The sequence below is a fragment of the Asanoa sp. NPDC049475 genome (assembly GCF_040676915.1).
In the GTDB taxonomy this organism is placed as follows: domain Bacteria; phylum Actinomycetota; class Actinomycetes; order Mycobacteriales; family Micromonosporaceae; genus Asanoa.
Genome location: NZ_JBFAPY010000002.1, coordinates 340,292 through 361,758, shown reverse-complemented (window position 1 = coordinate 361,758; position 21,467 = coordinate 340,292). Strand labels below are relative to the sequence as shown.

The window sequence follows — 21,467 nt, the reverse complement described above, 5'->3', positions numbered from 1 at the left end:
GCACAGCCTAACTCCGACCGTGGTGGGGGGCGCGGCACCGCACCCCCCACCGAAAGGTCAGCTTCCGAACACCTCCAGGTTGAAGAGCGAGTAGCCGTACGCCGTTCCTCGGGCCGTGCCGTAGATCCGGACGTATCGGCCACTTGCCGACAACCCGGTGTTGTCGTCCTCGCCCCCGTTACCGCCCGTGACCGTCCGTGCGACGGTCCAGGTGGTGCCGTTGGTCGAGGTCTCGATCCGGTACGCCGATCCGTACGCGGCCTCCCAGAGCAGCCTGACGCGGCTGATCGAGTAGGTCTGGCCCAGGTCGACCTGGATCCACTGCGGGTCGGCGAACGCGCTGGACCACCGGGTGGTGGTCGACGCGTCCACCGCGAGCGAGGCGGGGAACGCCGCGTTCTCAACGCTCGAGGCTGTCGCCGGCTTGTTGAGCGCCACGTTGGTCGCCGTCGGGGGCTGGCCGCCACCGCCGTAGACCTCGAACGAGAACAGCGAGTAGCCCCACGCCGTGCCGCGGGCCGTGCCGTAGATCCGGACGTACCGGCCGCTGGCGCCGAGGCCCGTGTTGTCGTCCTCGCCGCCGTTGCCGCCAGTGACCGTCCGTGCGACGGTCCAGGTGGTGCCGTTGGTCGAGGTCTCGATCCGGTACGCCGATCCGTACGCGGCCTCCCACAGCAACCGCACCCGGTCGATCGAGTACGTGGCACCGAGGTCGACCTGGATCCACTGCGGGTCCGCGAACGCGCTGGCCCAGCGGGTGGTGGGTGACGCGTCGACGGCGTTCGACGCCGGGTAGACCGGGTCCTCGAGGCTCGACGCCGTCGCCGGCTTGTTCAGCGCCAGGTTGGTGCCGGTCGGCGGGGTGCCACCGTTGGTGAACGTGAACGAGTCGACGTTGAACAGCGCCGTGCCCGACCCGCCGGTGAACACCAGGAACAGCGGCCCGGACGTGGTCGGAGCGGTGATCGTGCCGCTCACGTCGGCGAACGTGTCGAACGACCCGGTCGCCGCGACCGTGGCCGTGCCGACCACCGTGCCGGTGGCCGAGCCCGACCGGATCGTGATCGTCCCGCCGCCACCCGCCGGCGCCGACACCCGGGCGGTGAACCCGGTGGCCAGTCCGGACAGGTAGTAGGGGTTGAACGAGATCCAGTCACCGTTGCCGATGTTGCCGACCGCGCTGCCACCCTGCGCCGCCGTCGACGTCACGATGCTGACGCCCTGCTGGTTGCCGTAGTGCTCGGCCTGCCGCGATCGCGGCTGGAGGACCACCGGGGTCGCGTTGATCGCGGTGGTCGAGCCCGGCGGGGTGTACGCGGCGTTGATGATCCCGAAGATGTTGGCCGACACGTCGTGCTCGCCGTCCACCGTCGTCTGGATGTTGCCGCTGCACCCCGTGCCGTTGGTGATCGGGTGGCCGTGCGAGTCGTGCCCGAGCACGTAGGTCACCGTGACCCGGGAACAGTCGATCGTCGGGTTGGCCGGGTCGGTGACGTTGACCGTGAACGGCACCTGGTCACCGAAGCTGAACAGCCGGCCGGGTTGCGGCAACGACACGCTGATCGTCGGGCCGCCGACGCCGATCACCACGCTGGCCGTCGCGGAGGCGCCAGACGGGTCGCGCACCGTCAGGGTGGCCGTGTACTGGCCGTTGGCGGTGTAGGTGAAGGTCGGGTTCGCCGCCGTCGAGTCCACGGAGCCGTTCGTCTGGAAGTCCCAGGCGTACGTCAGCGTGTTGCCGTCGGGGTCGGTGGAGCCGGCCGAGGAGAACTGCACGGTCAGCGGTGCGGTGCCGCCGGTCGGGCTGCCCGACGCGACCGCCACCGGTGGCCGGTTGCCGCCGGTCACCTGATATTCGATGCGGTAGACGGCCGAGTTGGCGTCGCCGCCGAACCAGCCGGTGCCGTAGTCGAGCACGTAGAGCGCGCCGTCCGGGCCGAACTCGTAGTCCATCACCTGCGTGCCGGTCCACGGGAAGTTCGTGATCGTACCCGGCGTGCCGTTGGTGTTGATGTTGATCGTCTTGATGAACCGGCGGCCGAACTCGGTGGCGAAGAACTTTCCGTCGTACGACGGCGGGAACTTCACGCTCGAGTTGAGCCCGGCGTTGTAGCGGTAGACCGCGCCGCCCATGGGCGAGAGGCTGCCACAGCAGATGCCCGGCGGGTCCTGGCCGCCGCCGTAGGGCAGCCATGCCGCCCGCGACGCCGGCAACGTGGTCAGACCCGTATTGTTGCGCGAGTTGTTGGTCGGCCCACCCGCGCAGTTGTACTGGCCCAGCGACGGTCCACTGGGGAACGTGTACTCGTGGTACGGGGTGTTGTAGTTGGAGCAGTAGGGCCAGCCGTAGAAGCCGGGCTGCGTGATCCGCTCGTAGGAGACCGTGCCGGCCGGCCCGCGGTTCGGGTCCGCCGTGCCCGCGTCCGGCCCGTAGTCGCCGAGGTAGACGATGCCGGTCGCCTTGTCGACGCTCATCCGGAACGGGTTGCGGAAGCCCATGGCGTACACCTCGGGCTTGGTGTTGGCCGTGCCCGGCGCGAACATGTTGCCGGACGGGATCGTGTAGCCGCCGGACGCCGACGGCTTGATCCGCAACACCTTGCCGCGCAGGTCGTTGGTGTTGCCGGAGGAGCGCTGCGCGTCGAACGCCGGGTTGCGGTCGGTCCGCTCGTCGAGCGGCGCGTAGCCGCCCGAGTCGAACGGGTTGGTGTCGTCGCCGGTCGACAGGTAGAGGTTGCCGGCGGCGTCGAAGTCGATGTCGCCACCGACGTGGCAGCACTGGCCGCGGCTGGCGGGCACGTCGATGACCGTGACCGCGGACGCCGGGTCGATCGTGTTGTCCGCCCGCACGGTGAACCGGGCCAGCCGGTTGACGCCGTCGAACGGCGCGAACTGCGCGGCGGTGCCGGTGGTCGGCGCGTCACCGGCCGGTGTGGACAGCGGCGGCGCGTAGTAGATGTAGACCCAGCGGTTCGTGGCGAACGCCGGGTCGGCCTTGATGGTCTGCAGGCCTTCCTCGTCGTGGCTGTAGACCGCGAGCGTCAGCGCCACCTTGGTGTTGCCGGCGGCGTCGGTGTAGCGGACGACGCCGTCGCGCGAGGTGTGCAGCACGCCGCGGTCGGGCAGCACGGTCAGGCCCATCGGCTCGCCGGTCTCGGCGACGCCCTTGGCCAGCGTCACCTGGGCGAAGGCGCCCGGTGGGTCGACCGGTCCCGAGCCCACCGAGCAGTTGCCGGTGCCCTGTGCGGCGTACCGGATGCCGCCCAGCAGGTGGTTCCGGAAGTTCGTGTCGGCGTAGCTCTCCTGCGTGTGGCCCATGCCCGTGTACCAGGAACGGCCGCCGTCGTAGGCGCGGCACCAGGCGATCGGGTGGTCACCCATGCCACCGCCGGAGTACGTCGACTCGTCCAGGTTGGCCAGCACCCGCACGTTGGCGCGAGGGTTGGTGCGGTAGCTGTACCACTCGTCGGTGCGCACCCAGTTGGCCGGCAGGCCGGCCGTCGACGGGTGGCTGCTGTCCTCCACGCGCACGGTGGCCTGCTGGATGGCCGGGTGCTGGAGGAAGTACGCGCCGACCAGGCTGCCGTACCAGGACCAGTCGTACTCGGTGTCGGCCGCGGCGTGGACGCCCGCGTAGCCGCCGCCGGCACGGACGTAGCTCTCGAACGCGGTCTGCTGGGACGCGTTGAGCACGTCGCCGGTGGTGGACAGGAAGATGACGGCCTGGAAGCGGGCCAGGTTGGCGGTCGTGAAGGCGGTAGCGTCTTCGGTGGCCTCGACAGTGAAGTTGTTCTGCGCGCCCAGCTGCTGGATCGCGGTGATGCCCACCGGGATCGAGTCATGCCGGAACCCCGCCGTTTTGCTGAAAACCAGCACGGAGAAGTCGGCCGCGAGAGCGGGTGTCGCCGGTATACCGACGAGTGCCGCTGCCACGAGGGCGACGCAGAGCAGCGCTCTGCGCAACATGATCGGACCTTTCTCATGGGGACGGTCATGAAGCGTGCGCCGACCACGCCGTGCCTGAAACGATGGCCGATAGAGCGCTCTCCGTCAATCCCTCGAACGCCCGCGTCAGCGGAAACTCCTTGCCGCGAGGGGGCGACCACCGGGAACTCTTCGCCACGACGTGCCCATCGCCGAGCTTGTGCCGGCCGTTCCGCCGGCACGTGTTCACGCGGCGGACACCTTCGAGATCCTGCGCGGGTCGGCGACGGCGGAGAGACTGGGCCGTTCCTCAGGCCCGCGCCACTCGGAGTTGTCTGTTCGTGTTCTCGTTACGTGCCCGTGCGGTGACGACCGTCCTCTCGGCCGCTGCCGTCGGGGTCATGCTGGTCCCGCGCCCCGCTTCCGCGCACCCGTTCGGCGACCCGCAGACGGTGGCCATCAGCCTCGACGCGCAGCGCCGCGACGCCGTCCACGTGACGTGGCGGGTCGGCGGGCCGGACGACCTCACGGTGCTCGGCGTCGCGCTCGGGCTGCTGCCCGAGGACCGCATCATGATCGACGGCGCGGTGGACTACCGGTCGACCGACCCGGGAGTCCTCGCCAAGTCGGACGAGTTCCGGCGCTACCTGTTGGACCGGATCACGATCACCAGCGACGGCCGGCCGTGCGTCGGCACCGTGGCGCCCGTGCTCTCGCTCGGGCTCAAGGGCGCCACCGCCGACTTCGTCTGCGCCGGACCCGTCGCCACGGCCACCGTCGCGGTCCGGATGCTCACCGACCTCAATCCTGCGTACCGCACCCTCGCGACCGGACCCGACGGACAGAAGGCGGTGTACGACGGGTCGGCCGAGACGCACGACTGGACCCTCGCCGGTGCGCCACCGCAGGCCGATGCCGGCCGGGGTCGCAGCGCCGCCGTGCAGCTCGGCGCCGTGGTCGGTCTGATCCTCGTCGTCGCGGGAGCCTGCCTCTTGACGGTGCGCCGGGTGCGCCGCGCGCGTGGCCGGAGGGTCGCGGCATGAGCGCGGCCGCGTCCGTCTCGGACCGACTTCAGGATCTGATCCACACGCCGGGCGTACCCGCGGTGGCCTTTGTGTTCGCGTTCCTCGCCGGCGCCTGGCACGCCGTCATGCCCGGCCACGGGAAGACGCTCGCCGCGGCCTACCTCGCCGGTTCCAAGGGACGGGTCCGCGACGCGGCCTGGCTCGGCTGCTCGGTGGCGATCATGCACACCGTCTCCGTGCTGGTCATCGGTGTCGCCTGGACGTTCCTGTCGCTGTCCGACCTGGTGCGGATGGAGCAGCTCACCACCGCCCTCCAGATCGTCGCGGGCGTGCTCGTGGCCTGCACCGGCATCTGGATGCTGCGGCGACATCTGCGTGGACACCGCCACCATCACCATCATCATCATCACGAGCCGTCCAAACGGCCGGGCATCCTCCTGCTCGGCATCTCGGGCGGGCTCACGCCGTCGCCGGCCGCGTTCCTGGTCCTGGCCACCGGCCTGTTCCTCGGCCGCGGCGCATTCGCCCTGCTGCTGGTCATCGTCTTCGGCATCGGCATGGCGGTCGTGCTGTTCGCGGTCGGCGTCCTCGCCGTCGCCGGCAGCACCCTCGTGCACCGCAGCGCCCGCTCGGTCAAGGCCCTCGAGCTCGCGAGCCGGGTGACCCCCGTCGTGGCCGCCGGCGGCGTCACCCTGTTCGGCGCGGGCCTGGTCACGGTGGCCGCGGTCCACCTCGCGACCGTCAGCTAGACGTGTGCGACGGGGCAGCCACCACCGGCTCGGCTCGTGCCCGAATTGAACGCGTGCCTGCACGCGGCGCGACCAGGCGCACTCCGTCGCGGCGGTCGGGTGTCAAAACGTCAGCGGATGCAGCGGGACGTTCATGACCTCGCCCGGCCGGATCTCGGCTGTTCCCTCGACGAGGGTCACGTTGTAGCCCTGCCTGTGCACCCACGCCACAACCTGCTGGTCCGGCGGGGTGTGGATGACGTTGGTCTTCCCGTCGTTCATGGCGATCAGCGCTTTGAGGAGTCCGATGTCCGGGGTGTACTTCAGCATGGACCGATTCTGTCCATCGGGTCCCGTCCACGGGATCGGGCGACGGGTTCGCGCCTTCGGCGGGGTGGACGACGGTCAAGGGGTCAGCCGAACGGCCAGGGTCGGAACCATGCTTGGGTATGCCGGCTGGTCCGCGGCGGCAGCGCCTCCGCTCGGTCAGGTATCGCAGGGCCAGGTAGTGCCTGCCCGCCCTGAGGCAGCAGCCGTTCGCAACGGGTGGAGGGCTGTCCTCCGCATGAGGCGCTTGCGAGTCATGACCGATACCTCGGGGCGGGTCGGGCGCGAACGATTCTGGCGGTTCCGCGACCCCAGTCTCGTCAACGCGGACCGTCCGGCGCGATCCGGCTCATGCTCTCGCTTGCAGCCCGACGCGTGACTAGCGCAGGCGGCTAGCTGGAGGCCTGTCAGGACGATGCCGCGGGCGGCGCGACGGCAAGAGAGAGGCTAGTCTCTTGCGGGCGCCATCCGCTGTCTGACCAGAGGGGCGCCGAGAAGCGTCACGGAGCGGTGCCGTCCGCCGGAGCCAAGCCACGGGGGGCCATGGACATCGAGGGGACCGGGGCCGATCCGACGTCGAGCGGCGACGTGACGGTGCCGCGACGACGTGCCCTCGACGCGGTGCCGGCGCCGGCTCTGGTGTTGCTCGGTATCGGCAGCGTCCAGTTCGGAGCGGCCCTGGCCAAGCATCTCTTCGACACCGCGGGCAGCTTCGGGACCGTTGCCCTACGGCTGTTCTTCGCGGCGGCGATGCTGATGCTGCTGTGGCGGCCGGCTCTCCGGTTCGACCGTCCTACCTGGATGGTGATCGTCGCGTACGGCATCGTCCTCGGTTCGATGAACCTGTGCTTCTACCTGTCGCTGGACCGCATTCCACTGGGCATCACGGTGACGATCGGGTTCCTCGGGCCGCTGGCGGTGGCCTTGGCCGGCTCGAGGCGGTGGCTGGATGCCGTCTGGGCCCTGCTCGCCGCCGCTGGTGTGGTCCTGCTCACGAAGGGAGGCGGCGACCTCGACCTCGTCGGCGTGCTGTTCGCCGTCGGTTCAGGAGTGCTCTGGGGCATCTACATCCTTGTCGGCGCGGCATTGGGCCGCCGCACCACCCAGGGCGACGGCCTGGCGTTGGGCATGGCCGTCGCGGCTCTGGTCGTCGTACCGGTCGGGGTGGCCGACAGCGGCACCGCGTTGTTCACGCCGTGGGTGCTGGTCGCGGGGCTCGGCGTCGCGGTGCTTTCGTCGTTGATCCCGTACTCGCTGGACCTCGAAGCACTCCGCAGAGTGCCAGCGCGCGTCTTCGGGATCCTGATGAGCCTGGAACCCGCGGTGGCGGCCCTCGTGGGTCTGTTGGTGCTCGGAGAGGCGCTGCGCCTGCCGCAGTGGATCGCCGTGCTCTGCGTGGTGATCGCGTCAGCCGGCGCCACCCGCACCAGCCGATCCGACACCTGACGGACCGTGGGAGCCCAGACCTCCGACCGTCGGCCGATTCCGAGGACCTGGCTTAGCTGTTTGCGCTGTCTTCGGCCGGCAGGGTGTGCCAGATGTCGAATGCTACGGACGCGGCTGCTTGTGCGTCGCCGGCTGCGATCAGGTCGATCAGTTGCGTGTGGAGGTCTACGGACGCGTGGCCGTCCGTGCTGAAGCGCAGCCGTTCCGCGCGGCGTACCAGCGGATCGAACTGGTCGAGCACGGCCGCCAGCGCGTGATTGCCCAGCGCCGCGACCGGGATCCGGTGTATCTCCTCGTCGGCGTCCAGGGCCGCGGCGATGTCACCCGAGGTCACCGCGTCGGCGAAGCGGTCGTTCGCTTCCCGCATGCGGTCGATGTCCGCTTCGGGAAGCCGGCCCGTGGTTTGGCGTACGGCCAGTTCGTGCATGGCGGCGATGACATCGCGCGCATCCCGCACCGCCTGTGGGTCGATGATGCTGACCTTTGTCGATCGGCCTGGCAGGGCCACCACGAGTCCGCTGCCGGCCAGGCGCAGCAGTGCCTCGCGCACCGGGGTCCGGCTCACCCCCAGCCATTCCGCGAGCTCGCCGTCCCTGAGCTGCTCCCCGGGCAGGAAGGTGCCGTCGACGATCGCATCGCGCAGGCGCCGGTAGACGTCGTCGCGAAGCAGTGAGCGGTCTACGGCGGAGACACCCGAGGGAATCGGCATGCAACATATTGCACACATTGTTCCTCCTGGCACAACTCCGCTTCCGGCCTTGCTGACGCCTCCGATGTGCAATATATTGCGTATCGGGGCCGGCAATCGCCGAACCACCTCAACCCCGCTCCGGCCGGCGCCGGGTGCGGCAGCGGAAGGACAGCCACATGAGCACCACTGGTCACGAGATCAGGAACGTCGTGTTGGTGCACGGCGCGTTCGCCGACGGCTCGGGCTGGCGAGGCGTGTACGACAGGCTGACAGCGCGCGGATACCGGGTCACGATCGTGCAGAATCCGCTCACCTCGCTGGAGGACGACGTCGCGGCGACCACGCGCGTGCTCGACCAGCAGAACGGCCCGACAATCCTCGTCGGCCACTCCTGGGGCGGCACCGTGATCACCGAAGCGGGCGTTCATCCGAACGTCGCCGGGCTGGTCTACGTGTCGGCCCTGGCGCCCGACGCGGGCGAGACCACCGCCCAGCAGTACGAGGGATTCGCCCCGACGCCCGAGTTCGTCATCGACGTCGAGGACGGGTACGGCTTCCTCAACCGCGACAAGTTCAAGGCCGGCTTCGCAGCGGACGCGAGCGACGCCGACGCCGCCTTCCTCCGCGACACCCAGGTGCCCATCAACATGGCCGTATTCGCGACGCCCGTGAAGAACGCGGCCTGGCGCGACAAGCCGAGCTGGGCCGTCATCGCCACGCAGGACATGGCATTCGACCAGGCGATGCTGCTGTACATGGCCCACCGGATCGACGCGAAGATCACCACCGTCCCGGCCAGCCACGCCCTCTACGTGACACAGCCCGGCGTCGTCGCCGATGTCATCGTGACCGCCGCACGCGACACGCGCTGAGCCGGCCCCGGACCGTCCCGGAGCGTGACCGCATGTCCATCGCCCCGTTCCAGGTGACGCTGTGGATCGAGTTGCTGGCCGCGGCACTCGGCGGCCTGCAAGGCGCCCTGTTCGCCGCGGGACGACGACACCGCCGCATCGACGTGCTCGGCGTCATCGTGATCGGGCTCGCCGTCTCGCTCGGCGGGAGCCTCCTGCGCGACGTCATCCTCGACCAGCCGCCCGTCGTGGTCTGGAAGAACACGTACCTGCTGGTGGCCGGCGCCTCAGCCATCCTCGGCATGCTGCTGCACCCCGCGTTAACACGAGCGGCCTGGCTGATCACCGCGCTCGACGCGGTCGTCATGGGACTCTTCGGCGCGATCGGGGCCTCCAAGGCCCTGTCGCTGGGCGTCGGCGAAGCCGGGGCACTGGCCGTCGGTGTCGTCGGAGCCATCGGCGGCGGGATGCTACGTGACATCATCCTGAACCTGCCGATCTCGTTCCTCAAGGTCGGCACCCTGTGCGCCGTGGCCGCCGGGGCCGGCGCCGGGACCTTCGTCCTGCTCGCTGAGCTCGGCACGCCGACCTTGGCCGCGGGTCTGGCCTGCGTGGCCGTGACCACCGCCGTGCGTCTGGGTGCGGTCCGCTTCGGCTGGACGTTCCCCGAACAGCGCGCGCTACAGCCTCGACGTCCGAACGGACGAAACGCACCGCGTGCCGCGGACGATCGTCACGGTCACGCGTGAACCGCGACCTCAGCGTCACCCCGGGCCACCCAGGGCTCCGGGAAGCGGAGTACCGGCCTGACGACGTCACCCCGGCGCCGTTCCGCGGGCCTCGACCGAGCGGTCCGAGCAGCTCCGACCTAAGCTGCGTCGATGACCGAAGCGGCTTCACAGCTCGACCCGCCGGCGGCTCGCACCGAGGCGGAGGCTCTGCTGTCAGTTCTCGAACGCAACCGGCGAACCTTCGCGTGGAAGACCTCAGGGCTGGACGAGGACGGCCTGCGCGCGACGACGGCTGCCAGTGCGATGACGCTCGGCGGCCTGATCAAGCATCTGGCGTTGGTCGAAGCGGACTGGCTCGCCGTGAAGCTTGCCGGCCAGGAGTACGGAGCACCCTGGGACGCGGTGGACTTCGACGCCGATCCTGACTGGGAATGGCGTACCGCGAGCTCGGACGTTCCCGAGGACCTCTACCGAACCTGGCGGAGCGCCGTCGAGCGGTCGCGCGTGCTGGTCGCCGAGGTCGTCGCGAACCGTGGACTCGACGGACCCTCGTCCTTCACTTGGCCGAACGGCCGCACCCCCACCGTCCGCGACATGATCTTGGACATGATCGAGGAGTACGCGCGCCACACCGGCCATGCGGACGTCCTGCGCGAGGCCGTGGATGGCCGCGTGGGCGAAGGCGCGCCGGAAGGCTTCACCTTCTAGAACTGCCGCTGATGCTGCCGGTCGGTTGCTCGTTGCCGGGCGGCCGCGCTGGTCAGCGCATCGGCGGCGACGTCCAGTTTCGATCAGGTCCCGATGGCGTTCCGGTCGACGACATCGTCGAGGCGCTGTGGGGCGACCAGCCACCGCGGACCGCGCGCAACCTGGTGCAGCTCTACGTCGGCGAGGTGCGCGCGCTGCTCGAGCGGGCCGGGCACACCGTGCGGTACGCCGGCGGTTTCGCGCGCTTGGATCGTCAGCGGGTCGCGACGAGCGACACGTAGTCGCGGACGCGTACGGGCCGCACGACCGCGCGGGCCCAGGCGGGGATCAGCGGCTCCCCCGCCGCCGCGTCGAGGAGCCGAACCTGGCTCAGCTCGTGTCGCGTGCCGGAACGGGTCAGCTCGACCTTCCCGGGTCCCTGCGCGTTCCGGAGCCATTGGACGTCGTCGCCGTAGAAAAGCGCGACGATCCAGCCCTCCGGCGTCGGGAAGGCCATGACCGGCGTCTGGTACGACCGTCCGGACCGTCGGCCGACATGGTGGACGACCGCGAGCGGCGGCACACGTCGCGCCATCGGCACGATGAATGGGTTGACCGTCCTACCCACGTTGCGGAACGAACGCGGCACCGGCACAGGAGCCTCCCCGACACGACGGCGGCTTTCCTGAAACGCTATCCCGGACGGCGCCCGCGGTCACGGAGGAATGACGAAGGCCGACCCGGCGGTCAGGCCTGCTCGGCCGCCGCGGCCAGGATCGCGGTGACGGTGGTCTGCGGGTGCGAGAGCATGGAGACGTGTGAGCCGGCTACCTCCGTGATCGTGGCTTTCGCGCGCTCGGCCATCCGGCGCTTGGTGTCCGGCGGGATGACGCGGTCCTCGGTGCCGACGACGGCCCAGCTCGGCTGGTTCAGCCAGGCCGGTGGGCCGGACGGGGTCGAGTTCGCGCTCAGCGTGATCGGGCGTTGGCCTTCGGCGATCAGCCAGCGGTCCGCTTCGGGCAGGTCCTGTGCGAAGGCGCCGTGCACCGTGTCGGGCTTCAGGAAGGCTTCCGCGTCGCCCTCCGGTGCTCCCGGGTAGCCGGCGATGTCGAGCACCGTGGTCGGGTCGGCGACGGCGAGCGCTGAGCCCGAGCCGCCGAGGATCTGGAAGACGGTCTCGCCCTCGTCGGGGATGAACGCGTCCACGTAGACCAGAGCGCGCACATTCTCGGTCACGGCGTTGGTGATGACGAACCCGCCGTACGAGTGGCCGACGAGCACGACCGGTCCGCTGGTGCGCTGGGCCAGGAACGACGAGACGTAGGCCGCGTCGACGGCGAGGCCGCGCAGCGGGTTCGGTGGTGCCAGGACGCGCAAGCCCTGCTCCCGCAACGCCGGCGCGACCGCGTTCCAGCTCGACGCGTCCGCCCACGCGCCGTGGACGAGGACGATGGTCGGTCGGGTCATGTCTGTCTCCCCTGTCGCGGTGTCACCTGCGGGGCGAACGTAGCGCCGCCGACTTGACGTTGACTGAACCGCGGCGGGCGCCCCGGGAAAGGGCGCCCGTGCGATCGATCAGAACTCGTCGTCGAAGGCGACCGTGCCCGTGACGCCGACCTGGTAGGCCGACACCCGGCGCTCGAAGAAGTTGGACAGCTCCTGCACGTCCTGCAACTCCATGAAGGCGAACGGGTTCTTGCTGCCGTACCGCGGCGCGATGCCGAGTACCGCGAGGCGGCGGTCGGCCACGTGCTCGAGGTACGCGCGCATGTCGGCCAGTGACAGGCCGCTGACGCCCTGCTCCAGCAGGTCCTCCGCGAACTGCACCTCGCAGTCCACCGCCTCCTCCAGCATCGCGGTGACCTGCTTCTCCAGGTCCTCGTCGAACAGGTCCGGCTCCTCCCGCCGCACCGTCTCGACGACGTCGAACGCGAACGCCATGTGCATCGACTCGTCGCGGAACACCCAGTTGGTGCCGCTGGCCAGCCCGTGGAGCACGCCGCGGGAGCGCAGGAAGTACACGTACGCGAAGGCGCCGTAGAAGAACAGGCCCTCGATGCAGGCCGCGAAGCAGATCAGGTTGAGCAGGAAGGCCCGGCGGTCGTCGCGGGTCCTCAGCTCGCGCAGCTCGAAGATCGAGTCGATCCACTTGAAGCAGAACTCCGCCTTGCGCCGGATCGACGGGATGTTCTCCACCGCGGCGAACGCCTCGAAGCGCTGCTGCTCGTCCGGCACGTACGTGTCGAGCAGGTTGAGATAGAACTGGACGTGCACGGCCTCCTCGAAGAGCTGGCGCGACAGGTAGAGCCGCCCTTCCGGCGAGTTGACGTGCTGGTAGAGGTTGAGGACCAGGTTGTTGGCGACGATCGTGTCGCCGGTCGCGAAGAACGCCACCAGCCGTGAGACGAGGTGCTGCTCAGCGGGCGACAGCTTGGCCAGGTCGGCGAGATCGGTGTGCAGGTCCACCTCCTCGACCGTCCAGGTGTTCTTGATCGCGTCCTTGAAGCGGTCGAAGAACGCCGGGTAGCGCATCGGCCGCAGGGTCAGGTCGAGTCCGGGGTTGAGCAGGGTCACTGGCACGCCTCGCAGCTTTCGGGGTTTTCGAGGGAGCAGGCCAATGCCTCGGCGTCGGGGAGGGCCACGACGGGAGCGATGGAGACCGTCGCCTGCTGGATCCGGGTCGCCGGTCGCGACCGCAGGTAGTACGTGGTCTTCAGCCCGGACTTCCAGGCGTAGAGGTACATCGAGGAGAGCTTGCCGATGGTCGGCGCGCTCAGGAACAGGTTCAAGGACTGGGACTGGTCGATGTACGGCGCCCGCGCCGCGGCCAGGTCGATCAGCGCCCGCTGCGGCAGCTCCCACGCGGTGCGGAACAGCTCGCGGACGTCGGCGGGCAGGCTGTCGATGCCCTGCACGGAGCCCTCGGACCGCTTGATCTGGTCGCGCACCTCCGGCGTCCAGCGGCCGAGCGCCTTGAGCTCGCGTACCAGATAGGTGTTGATCTGCAGGAACTCGCCGGACATGGTCTCGCGCTTGAACAGGTTGGAGACCTGCGGCTCGATGCACTCGTAGCAGCCGGCGATCGACGCGATGGTCGCCGTCGGGGCGATCGCGACCAGCAGCGAGTTGCGCAGTCCGGTGGCGGCGATCCGGGTCCGCAGCGCGTTCCAGCGCGCGGTCTGGGTGGGCGTGGCACCCCACAGGTCCGGGTGCAGGTCACCGTTCGCGGCGCGCGTCTCCGGGAACGCGGGGTGCGCCCCGAACCGCTCGGCCATGCCGGCGGACGTCTCGAGCGCGGTCAGGAGAATCTCCTCCTGTACGCGCGTCGACAGCTCGCGGGCCGCGTCCGAGTCGAACGGCAGCCGAAGCGCGAAGAACGCGTCCTGCAGGCCCATCAGCCCGAGCCCGACGGGCCGCCAGCGCGGGTTCGACGTTGCCGCCTGCGTCGACGGGTAGTAGTTGATGTCGATGACCCGGTCCAGGAACACCACGGCGGTACGCACGGTCGCGCGCAGCTTGTCCCAGTCGACGCCGTCCGCGCCGAGGTGCGCACCGAGGTTGATCGAGCCCAGGTTGCAGACCGCGGTCTCGTCGTCGGAGTTGACCTCGAGGATCTCGGTGCACAGGTTCGAGAGGTGGATGGTGTTGCCCGGCGCGCCGGTCTGGTTGGACAGCCTGTTCGACGGGTCCTTGAACGTCATCCAGCCGTTGCCGGTCTGCGCGAGGGTGCGCATCATCCGCCCGTACAGGTCGCGCGCCTTGACGGTCCTGACCGCCTTCTTCTCGGCGGCGCGGTACGCCTCGTCGAACGCCTCCCCGAACAGGTCGGGCAGCTCCGGCGCGTCGGACGGGTCGATCAGCGACCAGTCCTCGTCGGCCTCGACGCGGCGCATGAACTCGTCGGGGATCCAGTTGGCCAGGTTGAGGTTGTGCGTACGCCGCGAGTCCTCGCCGGTGTTGTCGCGGAGCTCCAGGAACTCCTCGACGTCGGGGTGCCACGGCTCGAGGTAGACGCAGGCCGCGCCCTTGCGGCGGCCGCCCTGGTTGACGGCGGCGACACCCGCGTCGAGGGTCTTGAGGAACGGCACGATGCCGTTGGACCTGCCGTTGGTGCCCCGGATGAGCGCGCCCCGGCCGCGGATCCGCGACCACGAGATGCCGATGCCGCCGGAGAACTTCGACAGCTTCGCGACCTGGTGGTAGCGCTCGTAGATCGAGTCGAGCTCGTCACGCGGCGAGTCGACCAGGAAGCAGCTCGACATCTGGGTGTGCCGGGTGCCGGAGTTGAAGAGGGTGGGCGAGCTGGGTAGGTAGGCGAGGCTGGACATGAGCCGGTAGAAGGCGATGGCCTCGGCCGGGTTGGTCGACAGTCCACATGCGACGCGCAGGAGCCAGTACTGCGGTGTCTCGACCACGAGCCGGGTCTGCGGGTGGCGCAGCAGGTAGCGGTCGGCCACCGTGCGCAGGCCGAAGTACTCGAAGCGCCGGTCACCGTCGGGGTCGACGGCGTCGTCGAGCTTGCGGGCGTTGCGGGCCACGAAGGCCGCGGTCTCGTCACCGATCAGGCCCAGGTCGTACGCGTAACGGATCGACTGGCTGAAGCTCGCGACACCCTGGCCGCGGACCTCCTTGTCGACGTAGGCCGCCAACAGACGTGCGGCCAGGCGCGAGTACTGCGGCTCTTCACCGATCAGCTCGGCCGCGGTCTGGATCGACAGCTTGTCGAGCTCGGCGGTGGTGGCACCGTCGTACAAGCCGCTGATCGTCTTGGTCGCGACCCGCAGCGGGTCGACCTCGTCGAGGTCACCTACCCACAGCTCGACCGCCCGGACAATCTTGTTGACGTCGACCGCCTCGAGGTCGCCGTTGCGCTTGCGTACCCGCATCGCGTGCCGCCGCTGCTCCGGCACGGCGGCAGGTGCCTTCTCCTGGGTGACCGTCATGTCCCCCTCCTCACGACCTCGGCGGACGCGCAGGGGGACGCCACCGGCCCCGTGCGAACTCCGGGCCCGGTGCAGGCGTCGGCCGTCCCACGCGGCCTTCGACCGCCACACGCCGGGCGGCGTGCGGCGCGCTGGCAGGTCTTCGGACTCGTGGGCGCTGGTGCACGCTCCTACTGGCCGTCGCTTCCCAGGCCGAGGCCCAGTGCTTCGTTGACGGCGGTCGTTCCCACTCACCGCTGCGGGGCAGTCCCGGGTTCGCACCGGGTTCCCTGTTGCCTCGACCCTCCGCTAAGGACGGCCGAACCAGCTGCGATCAACACCATATATGGGTGCCGGGCCGAAACACCAACACCAGATGGTGTGCCGGCGTGTCGCGTGATGTGTGTCGCTCAACCGGCCGTCAAGGTCGAGGACAGCTCGCCGAGGTACGGAATCCACCGAAAGCCGGGGCTAAAAGGCACGAAGCGGCGGCCGCGCAGGTCCGCGAGGACCGCCTCGGCGAGCACCAGGCCTGACAAGGTGGGGTCGCCGGTCGCGAGCTCGTCGGCCCAGTCTTGTCGCAGCTCCGCCAGGTCGATTTGCCACTCCGGATCCCATCCGACCTTGGCCGCCTGGTAGCCGGAGAACGTGGCGAGCAGGTCATAGAGGGCGCGGCCGAGGGTGGTGAGCTCGGCGGCCGAGAGCCGCACCGGCTCGTGCCCGCGATCCAGCACGACGCCCCAGCCCACACCAACGGGCAGGACGCTCAGCTCCAGGTAGGAACCGCCGTCGCTGCCGGCGGTCGATGCGAGGAGCGGTTCGTGCAGCCGGATGGTGCGCTCCCCGACGGGGATGGCCGCGGCAGAGCGGGCCAGGTCGCAGGCCGCACGCGCCGCATCGCCTTCGGAGCCGAAGTTCACCACCAGCTCGAACGCGATCGCCACGCGTACGACGATATGGCGCTAAGATGATCAACGACAGCGCCTAGGGTTCCGGTGTCCGTTGCGGCACGCCTGGTCCGAGCGGCGCCACCGTGCCCCACCCGACCGGGCGCGGTCATCTAAAGGGACAAAAGCCTTGAGGATCCCCGTCCGGTGCGCCCGCACCGGAGTGAGGTGGTCCCGCGCGTGCTCGTCCATGTCCTGCTCTTCGCGCTCGCCCTCGTGGCCGGCGTCCTCGGCGGTGTTGTCGGCACCGGGTCCTCGATGATCCTGCTGCCACCGCTGGTCATCTGCTACGGCCCGCGGGTCGCCGTGCCCGTCATGGCCGTGGCCGCGGTCATGGGCAACGTCGGCCGCGTGGCCGCCTGGTGGGGCCGGATCGAGTGGCCGCCCGTGGTCGCGTACGCGTTGCCCGGCATTCCCGCCGCCGTGCTCGGCGCGCAGACCCTGCTGACCGTCCCACCGCGACTGATGGACGCGTGCCTCGCCGCGTTCTTCGTCGCAATGGTGCCGCTGCGTCGGGTCGCGGTGCGGGCGCGCGTGCGCCTGTGGCACCTGGCGGTCGCCGGCGCGGTCGTGGGGTTTCTGACCGGCCTGGTCCTGTCCACCGGGCCGCTGAGCGTCCCGATCTTCACCGCGTACGGGCTGACCGGTGGCGCCTTCCTCGGCTCCGAGGCGGCCAGCGCCCTGCTGCTCTACGCCGGCAAGCTCGCGACGTTCCAGGGCGCCGGGGCACTCGGGGCCGATGTTCTCGCCCGCGGTCTCGTCATCGGCACCGCCCTGCTCGCCGGGTCGTTCGTCGCGCGGCGGATTCTGCGGGACGTGAGCCCGCGACGGTTCGCGGTGCTCGTCGACGTCGTGCTCGTCGCCGCCGCGGTCGGGATGGGCGTCAGCGCGCTTCGGTGAGTGCGGGTATGCGGATATCACGATACCGCCATAAATTGACGGAAATCACTCTCAGGTCTCTTGTGCCGTCCGTACGCCCTCACCTAGCTTCCTTCCTGTAATGAATCTCGTTTTCAACAAGGAAGGTGGCGCCGCTCATGCGTCATGAACGCGCGGCTCTCCTCGGTGCCGCCCTGCTGTCGGTCGCTGTGCTTGGGGTGGGGTGCGGCTCGTCGTCGGACCAAGCGACCGCGGCCCCGGCCGGCGTGTCCGTCGTCGCCTCCACCAACGTCTACGGCGACATCGCCAAGCAGATCGCCGGCGACAAGGCCACCATCACCTCGATCATCAGCGACCCGTCGGCGGACCCGCACTCGTACGAGGCCAACACCCGCACCCAGCTCGACCTCTCCAAGGCCGACGTCGTCATCGAGAACGGCGGCGGCTACGACGACTTCGTCGACACGATGCTCGAGTCGGCCGGCAGCGACGCGACGGTGCTCAACGCCGTCACCATCTCCGGCCGGACCGCCACCGGGGGCGAAGAGCTCAACGAGCACGTCTGGTACGACCTGCCGAGCATGAGCAAGCTCGCCGACCAGCTGGTCACCGCGCTGTCGAAGGCCGACCCGGGCAACGCCACGACCTTCAGCGACAACGCGACCGCGTTCAAGCAGAAGCTCGCGGGGATGGAGCAGCGGTCGGCGGCGATCCGGGACGCGCACGGCGGCGCCGGCGTGGCCATCACCGAGCCCGTGCCGCTCTACCTGCTCGAAGCGTGCGGACTTGCCAACAAGACGCCCGAGGAGTTCAGCGAGGCGATCGAGGAGGGCACCGACGTCCCGGCCGCCGTGCTCCAGGAGACCCTCGACCTGTTCGCCGGCAAGCAGGTCCAGCTGCTCGCCTACAACGAGCAGACCTCCGGCCCCGAGACCGAGAAGGTGCTGGCGGCCGCGAAGGACCACCGGGTCGACGTGGTCCCGGTGACCGAGACGCTGCCGGCCGGCAAGGACTACCTGACCTGGATGACCGGCAACCTGTCCGCCATCGAGACCGCGCTGCGCTGATGCTGGAGCTCGTCGACGCCGGTCTCGCCTACGGGTCGCGGCACCTGTGGTCCGGGCTCTCGCTGCGGGTCTCCCCCGGCGAGTTCGTCGCGGTCCTGGGCGCCAACGGCTCCGGCAAGACGAGCCTGGTGCGCGCGATCCTCGGGCTCCAGCCGCTGTCGGAAGGCACGGTTCGGGTGACCGACGGCATCGGGTACGTGCCGCAGCAGCGCCGGATCCTCCCCCTGACGCCGCTGCGCGCCCGCGACGTGGTCGGCCAAGGTCTCGACGGACACCGTTGGGGCTTTGGCCGGTCCGCCGGGCGGGCCGCCCGGATCGCCGCCGCCCTGGAGGCGGTCGACGCGGCCGAGCTCGCGGACCGGCCGGTCGGTCTGCTGTCGGGCGGGGAGCAGCAGCGGGTACGCGTCGCGCAGGCGCTCGTCGCCGGCCCGCGACTGTTGCTCTGTGACGAGCCGCTGCTCTCGCTCGACCTGCGCAGCCAGCGCACCGTCACGGCCCTGGTCGACCGGCGCCGCCGGGAGGCCGGCACCGCGGTGCTGTTCGTGACGCACGAGATCAACCCGGTGCTGCCCTATGTGGACCGCGTGCTCTACCTTGCCGGCGGCCGGTTCCGGGTCGGCACGGTCGACGAGGTGTTCACGTCGCAGACCCTGTCCGACCTGTACGGCGTGCCGGTCGAGGTCGTCACCGTCAAGGACCGGATCCTGGTCGCCGGCATCCCGCAGGCGCACCATGAGTGAGATCTTCAACTTCGCCGACTACGGGCAGCTGCTGGCGCTCGTGCACAACTCGATCGCCGCCGGCGCCGTGCTGGGCCTGGTCGGTGGCCTGATCAGCGTGTTCGTGATGATGCGCGACATGCCGTTCGCCGTGCACAGCATCAGCGAGCTGTCGTTCGCCGGGGCGTCCGGCGCGCTGCTGTTCGGCGCCAACGTGGTGCTGGGCTCGCTGACCGGATCGATCCTGGCGGCGCTGGTGATCGGGCTGCTGGGCAGCCGGGCGCGCGACCGCAACTCGGCCATCGGCGTGCTGATGCCGTTCGGGCTCGGCCTGGGTGTGCTGTTCCTGGCTCTCTACAAGGGACGGTCGGCGAACAAGTTCGGGTTGCTGACGGGCCAGATCGTCGCGGTCGACACGCCGCAGCTGTCGTGGCTGCTGGTCACCTCGGCCGTGGTGCTGATCGGCCTCGTGGTGGTGTGGCGGCCGCTGGCGTTCGCGAGCACGGATCCGGAACAGGCCGCGGCGCGCGGCGTACCCGTGGCTGCCCTGTCGTCGGTCTTCATGGTGTTGCTGGGCCTGACGGTCGCGATGTCGGTGCAGATCGTCGGCGCGCTGCTGGTGCTCAGCGTCGTCTGCACCCCGGCCGCCGCCGCGATGCGGGTCACCGCGTCCCCGGTGCTGGTCACGGCGCTCAGCGTGGTGTTCGCGGTGGGCTCGGTGGTCGGCGGGATCCTGCTCGCGCTGGGCAGCACGATCCCGATCAGCCCGTACGTCACGACGATCTCGTTCCTGATCTACGTGGCCTGTCGCATCATCGGCGCCCGCCGCACCGTGGCCCGGGAAGCCTGAGCTGGACTAGAGGACCACCATCACCGGGACGCCCACGACCACCGCGCCGGCGATGTAGGTCGTCGCGCGCGCGTTGACCAGCGGGCCTATCAGCTTGTGGTCCCGGCAGAAGGGGGACCAGCAGGAGCGCGGCTCGCCGAGGCCCAGCACCGTCGACCTCAGGTCGGTCGGGAACACGGACCAGCCGTCAAGCACCGTCCGCAGCATCGGCGCGACGTCCTCCGGCTCACGTGCCTTCGGCAAGAACCCGTCGGCGCCCGCGGCAGAGCCGCCAGAGCCTGATCGTGCCCGTCCTGCCCCGGCATCGCGACGACCAGCCGCGGCTGCGCGTCCCGGATCGCGACGATCGCCCGGATGGTGCCCGGCGCCGCCAGATGCGAATCGACCAGGGCGAGGTCGGGAGCGCAGCGGATTCTCACGTTGCGGTTCTTCGGCAACCACAGCCAGATCGAGATCGCGGCGAGACCGGACTGTCGCAGATGCACGTCTCCCGGCTCCTGCACCAGAGCCTGACCTGGTTGCGGAAAGCGCTGCTGAGCGACGTGGTGCCGCCATGGCCCACCCAGGACGCGGACGAGCCGCTCGGCGACCTCGACATCACCGGCACGACCGAGGGTGGCTGGACCCGCGTCGAGGTGCGCGGTGAGATCGACCACGACACCGCGCGGCAGCTCAGGTCGCCGCTCGAGCTGTACGCACGCCGGTGTCACAGCGGCTGCGCGATCGACCTGCGGCGGGCGCCGTTCATCGACACCGCCGGCGTCGCGGTGGTCGCGGGCGCGTTCCGGATCGCCCACGCCCGAGGGGCCCCGTTCCAGATCCGCAATGCCACCAGGACCGTCAGTCGGACGCTGCGGGCGGCCGGGCTCGGTATGTTAATCCAGGCCTAGCGCGGGCACACTCATACCATCATGAAGCACCAGGGACTCGACTGCCGGATCGACAAACTCCCCGAGGCGACGGTCGTCTCAGCGTCCGGGCCCTTCGACGGGCCGGCGGCACCCGGGCTGCGCAGGGTGCTGTTGAAATGCCTGGTCGACGAGCCGAAGGCACTGATCCTCGAACTGTTCGAGATCACGGTCGTGGAGGAGGCGGCGCTGGCCGTCGTTCCGGCTGTCGCACGTCAGGCGAGCATCTGGCCCGGTGTGCCCTTCGCGGTCGCCGCGTCCCGGGGTGTGGTGAGCGACGCGATCAACCGGCTCGGTGCCGGCCGCACTTTTCCGTTGCTGGCGACGACCGGTGAAGCCTTGGCGGTGGCCCGCGATGGTGGGGCGTCGCCGACCGTACGCGAGTTTCTTCCGCCCGTGGCCGGCGCCGCCCGACATGCCCGCACCGTCACCACTGACGCCTGCCTGCGCTGGGAGCTCGAGCATCTGTTCCCGGCGGCCTGCGTCGTCGTCTCCGAGCTCGTCTCGAACGCCTCCCGGCACGCGAACACCACCATGTCGCTGCGGTTGTCCTACCGGAGCCGCTACCTGCTCATCGCGGTCGAGGACGGAAGCACCGCACCGCCGACGACCCGTGCGATGCCGGACGCCACGGACACCGGGTCGGGACGCGGGATTCCGCTGATCAACGTGACGGCCGACCGGTGGGGCTGGCTCCCCACCGACGGCGGCAAGGTCGTCTGGGCCGCGCTGCGTGCCTAGGCCGTTGTCCAGTTACTTGTCGGC

Annotated in this window: 22 protein-coding genes and 1 riboswitch; of the genes, 13 read left to right on the top strand and 9 right to left on the bottom strand. The window is 70.0% G+C overall.

From position 1 onward, the window contains the following. Positions 1-57: 57 nt before the first annotated feature. Positions 58-3,966, bottom strand: coding sequence for a ThuA domain-containing protein (locus AB0J88_RS07855; protein ID WP_364347254.1), 3,909 nt, complete (start codon positions 3,964-3,966; stop codon positions 58-60). 323 nt (positions 3,967-4,289) lie between these two features. On the opposite strand from AB0J88_RS07855, the gene AB0J88_RS07850 reads away from it, so the two are divergent. Together AB0J88_RS07850 and AB0J88_RS07845 are read left to right on the top strand one after the other, a co-directional pair. Next, complete coding sequence (locus tag AB0J88_RS07850; protein WP_364347256.1) at positions 4,290-4,967, top strand: hypothetical protein; 678 nt, start codon at positions 4,290-4,292, stop codon at positions 4,965-4,967. Then, positions 4,964-5,698 carry a cobalt transporter gene (locus tag AB0J88_RS07845; protein ID WP_364347258.1) on the top strand — a complete coding sequence of 245 codons (735 nt, stop codon included), beginning with the start codon at positions 4,964-4,966 and terminating at the stop codon, positions 5,696-5,698. The genes AB0J88_RS07850 and AB0J88_RS07845 overlap by 4 nt, the downstream gene beginning before the upstream one ends. Before the next feature lie 102 nt (positions 5,699-5,800). Here the strand turns inward: AB0J88_RS07845 and AB0J88_RS07840 are convergent, their stop codons facing one another. After that, on the bottom strand, positions 5,801-6,007 hold the full coding sequence (locus tag AB0J88_RS07840; protein ID WP_364347260.1) for a hypothetical protein: 207 nt from the start codon (positions 6,005-6,007) through the stop codon (positions 5,801-5,803). A 540-nt stretch (positions 6,008-6,547) separates the two neighbouring features. On the opposite strand from AB0J88_RS07840, the gene AB0J88_RS07835 reads away from it, so the two are divergent. Further along, positions 6,548-7,450 carry a DMT family transporter gene (locus tag AB0J88_RS07835; protein ID WP_364347262.1) on the top strand — a complete coding sequence of 301 codons (903 nt, stop codon included), beginning with the start codon at positions 6,548-6,550 and terminating at the stop codon, positions 7,448-7,450. Between the two features lie 52 nt (positions 7,451-7,502). Here AB0J88_RS07835 and AB0J88_RS07830 read toward each other — a convergent pair whose 3' ends face one another. Beyond that, a complete protein-coding gene (locus tag AB0J88_RS07830; protein ID WP_364347264.1) occupies positions 7,503-8,159 on the bottom strand; it encodes a GntR family transcriptional regulator in 657 nt (218 codons plus the stop codon). 158 nt (positions 8,160-8,317) lie between these two features. Here AB0J88_RS07830 and AB0J88_RS07825 point away from each other — a divergent pair, with 158 nt between their 5' ends. The 4 genes from AB0J88_RS07825 to AB0J88_RS07810 all read left to right on the top strand — a co-directional run bounded on the left by AB0J88_RS07825 (position 8,318) and on the right by AB0J88_RS07810 (position 10,712). Continuing rightward, positions 8,318-9,013, top strand: coding sequence for an alpha/beta hydrolase (locus tag AB0J88_RS07825; RefSeq protein WP_364347266.1), 696 nt, complete (start codon positions 8,318-8,320; stop codon positions 9,011-9,013). A gap of 32 nt (positions 9,014-9,045) precedes the next feature. After that, complete coding sequence (locus AB0J88_RS07820; RefSeq protein ID WP_364347268.1) at positions 9,046-9,741, top strand: TRIC cation channel family protein; 696 nt, start codon at positions 9,046-9,048, stop codon at positions 9,739-9,741. Between the two features lie 132 nt (positions 9,742-9,873). Next, positions 9,874-10,431: a DinB family protein gene (locus AB0J88_RS07815; RefSeq protein ID WP_364347270.1), complete on the top strand. Its 558-nt coding sequence runs from the start codon at positions 9,874-9,876 to the stop codon at positions 10,429-10,431. A gap of 11 nt (positions 10,432-10,442) precedes the next feature. Next, positions 10,443-10,712, top strand: a complete 270-nt coding sequence (locus tag AB0J88_RS07810) for a hypothetical protein (RefSeq protein ID WP_364347272.1) — start codon at positions 10,443-10,445, stop codon at positions 10,710-10,712. On the opposite strand, the gene AB0J88_RS07805 is transcribed toward AB0J88_RS07810, so the two are convergent. The 5 genes from AB0J88_RS07805 to AB0J88_RS07785 all read right to left on the bottom strand — a co-directional run bounded on the left by AB0J88_RS07805 (position 10,685) and on the right by AB0J88_RS07785 (position 16,276). Beyond that, positions 10,685-11,005 carry a nitroreductase family deazaflavin-dependent oxidoreductase gene (locus AB0J88_RS07805; protein ID WP_364347274.1) on the bottom strand — a complete coding sequence of 107 codons (321 nt, stop codon included), beginning with the start codon at positions 11,003-11,005 and terminating at the stop codon, positions 10,685-10,687. The genes AB0J88_RS07810 and AB0J88_RS07805 overlap by 28 nt on opposite strands. A gap of 152 nt (positions 11,006-11,157) precedes the next feature. Continuing rightward, the gene (locus AB0J88_RS07800; RefSeq protein WP_364347276.1) at positions 11,158-11,877 is read right to left on the bottom strand and encodes an alpha/beta hydrolase; all 720 of its coding nucleotides are present in this window, start codon (positions 11,875-11,877) and stop codon (positions 11,158-11,160) included. A gap of 108 nt (positions 11,878-11,985) precedes the next feature. Continuing rightward, the gene (locus AB0J88_RS07795) at positions 11,986-12,990 is read right to left on the bottom strand and encodes a ribonucleotide-diphosphate reductase subunit beta (RefSeq protein WP_364347278.1); all 1,005 of its coding nucleotides are present in this window, start codon (positions 12,988-12,990) and stop codon (positions 11,986-11,988) included. Continuing rightward, the gene (locus AB0J88_RS07790) at positions 12,981-15,353 is read right to left on the bottom strand and encodes a ribonucleoside-diphosphate reductase subunit alpha (RefSeq protein WP_364347280.1); all 2,373 of its coding nucleotides are present in this window, start codon (positions 15,351-15,353) and stop codon (positions 12,981-12,983) included. The genes AB0J88_RS07795 and AB0J88_RS07790 overlap by 10 nt, the downstream gene beginning before the upstream one ends. Before the next feature lie 115 nt (positions 15,354-15,468). Beyond that, positions 15,469-15,676: riboswitch (cobalamin riboswitch) on the bottom strand. Between the two features lie 66 nt (positions 15,677-15,742). Continuing rightward, positions 15,743-16,276 carry a hypothetical protein gene (locus tag AB0J88_RS07785; protein ID WP_364347282.1) on the bottom strand — a complete coding sequence of 178 codons (534 nt, stop codon included), beginning with the start codon at positions 16,274-16,276 and terminating at the stop codon, positions 15,743-15,745. 183 nt (positions 16,277-16,459) lie between these two features. Here AB0J88_RS07785 and AB0J88_RS07780 point away from each other — a divergent pair, with 183 nt between their 5' ends. The 4 genes from AB0J88_RS07780 (at position 16,460) to AB0J88_RS07765 (ending at position 19,794) form a co-directional block, all read left to right on the top strand. After that, positions 16,460-17,179, top strand: a complete 720-nt coding sequence (locus AB0J88_RS07780) for a sulfite exporter TauE/SafE family protein (protein ID WP_364347284.1) — start codon at positions 16,460-16,462, stop codon at positions 17,177-17,179. 137 nt (positions 17,180-17,316) lie between these two features. Then, positions 17,317-18,225 carry a zinc ABC transporter substrate-binding protein gene (locus AB0J88_RS07775; RefSeq protein WP_364347286.1) on the top strand — a complete coding sequence of 303 codons (909 nt, stop codon included), beginning with the start codon at positions 17,317-17,319 and terminating at the stop codon, positions 18,223-18,225. After that, positions 18,225-18,965: an ATP-binding cassette domain-containing protein gene (locus tag AB0J88_RS07770; protein ID WP_364347288.1), complete on the top strand. Its 741-nt coding sequence runs from the start codon at positions 18,225-18,227 to the stop codon at positions 18,963-18,965. The genes AB0J88_RS07775 and AB0J88_RS07770 overlap by 1 nt, the downstream gene beginning before the upstream one ends. Continuing rightward, positions 18,958-19,794 carry a metal ABC transporter permease gene (locus tag AB0J88_RS07765; RefSeq protein WP_364347290.1) on the top strand — a complete coding sequence of 279 codons (837 nt, stop codon included), beginning with the start codon at positions 18,958-18,960 and terminating at the stop codon, positions 19,792-19,794. Before AB0J88_RS07770 ends, AB0J88_RS07765 begins: the two co-directional genes overlap by 8 nt. 6 nt (positions 19,795-19,800) lie before the next feature. Here the strand turns inward: AB0J88_RS07765 and AB0J88_RS07760 are convergent, their stop codons facing one another. Beyond that, positions 19,801-20,037, bottom strand: a complete 237-nt coding sequence (locus AB0J88_RS07760; RefSeq protein ID WP_364347292.1) for a hypothetical protein — start codon at positions 20,035-20,037, stop codon at positions 19,801-19,803. 236 nt (positions 20,038-20,273) lie between these two features. Here AB0J88_RS07760 and AB0J88_RS07755 point away from each other — a divergent pair, with 236 nt between their 5' ends. After that, positions 20,274-20,684 (top strand): STAS domain-containing protein, encoded by a 411-nt coding sequence (locus AB0J88_RS07755; protein WP_364347293.1) that lies wholly within the window; start codon positions 20,274-20,276, stop codon positions 20,682-20,684. A 21-nt stretch (positions 20,685-20,705) separates the two neighbouring features. Further along, complete coding sequence (locus tag AB0J88_RS07750) at positions 20,706-21,443, top strand: ATP-binding protein (RefSeq protein ID WP_364347295.1); 738 nt, start codon at positions 20,706-20,708, stop codon at positions 21,441-21,443. The last annotated feature ends 24 nt before the right edge of the window (positions 21,444-21,467 follow it).

Excerpts from the sequence above, each read along its gene's own strand:
- AB0J88_RS07825 (WP_364347266.1), top strand. The coding sequence starts at position 8,318 with ATGAGCACCACTGGTCACGAGATCAGGAACGTCGTGTTGGTGCACGGC.
- AB0J88_RS07815 (WP_364347270.1), top strand. The coding sequence starts at position 9,874 with ATGACCGAAGCGGCTTCACAGCTCGACCCGCCGGCGGCTCGCACCGAG.
- AB0J88_RS07775 (WP_364347286.1), top strand. The coding sequence starts at position 17,317 with ATGCGTCATGAACGCGCGGCTCTCCTCGGTGCCGCCCTGCTGTCGGTC.
- AB0J88_RS07810 (WP_364347272.1), top strand. The coding sequence starts at position 10,443 with ATGCTGCCGGTCGGTTGCTCGTTGCCGGGCGGCCGCGCTGGTCAGCGC.
- AB0J88_RS07830 (WP_364347264.1), bottom strand. The coding sequence starts at position 8,159 with ATGCCGATTCCCTCGGGTGTCTCCGCCGTAGACCGCTCACTGCTTCGC.
- AB0J88_RS07820 (WP_364347268.1), top strand. The coding sequence starts at position 9,046 with ATGTCCATCGCCCCGTTCCAGGTGACGCTGTGGATCGAGTTGCTGGCC.
- AB0J88_RS07835 (WP_364347262.1), top strand. The coding sequence starts at position 6,548 with ATGGACATCGAGGGGACCGGGGCCGATCCGACGTCGAGCGGCGACGTG.
- AB0J88_RS07755 (WP_364347293.1), top strand. The coding sequence starts at position 20,274 with ATGCACGTCTCCCGGCTCCTGCACCAGAGCCTGACCTGGTTGCGGAAA.
- AB0J88_RS07840 (WP_364347260.1), bottom strand. The coding sequence starts at position 6,007 with ATGCTGAAGTACACCCCGGACATCGGACTCCTCAAAGCGCTGATCGCC.
- AB0J88_RS07790 (WP_364347280.1), bottom strand. The coding sequence starts at position 15,353 with ATGACGGTCACCCAGGAGAAGGCACCTGCCGCCGTGCCGGAGCAGCGG.
- AB0J88_RS07770 (WP_364347288.1), top strand. The coding sequence starts at position 18,225 with ATGCTGGAGCTCGTCGACGCCGGTCTCGCCTACGGGTCGCGGCACCTG.
- AB0J88_RS07845 (WP_364347258.1), top strand. The coding sequence starts at position 4,964 with ATGAGCGCGGCCGCGTCCGTCTCGGACCGACTTCAGGATCTGATCCAC.
- AB0J88_RS07765 (WP_364347290.1), top strand. The coding sequence starts at position 18,958 with ATGAGTGAGATCTTCAACTTCGCCGACTACGGGCAGCTGCTGGCGCTC.
- AB0J88_RS07800 (WP_364347276.1), bottom strand. The coding sequence starts at position 11,877 with ATGACCCGACCGACCATCGTCCTCGTCCACGGCGCGTGGGCGGACGCG.
- AB0J88_RS07855 (WP_364347254.1), bottom strand. The coding sequence starts at position 3,966 with ATGTTGCGCAGAGCGCTGCTCTGCGTCGCCCTCGTGGCAGCGGCACTC.
- AB0J88_RS07805 (WP_364347274.1), bottom strand. The coding sequence starts at position 11,005 with ATGGCGCGACGTGTGCCGCCGCTCGCGGTCGTCCACCATGTCGGCCGA.
- AB0J88_RS07750 (WP_364347295.1), top strand. The coding sequence starts at position 20,706 with ATGAAGCACCAGGGACTCGACTGCCGGATCGACAAACTCCCCGAGGCG.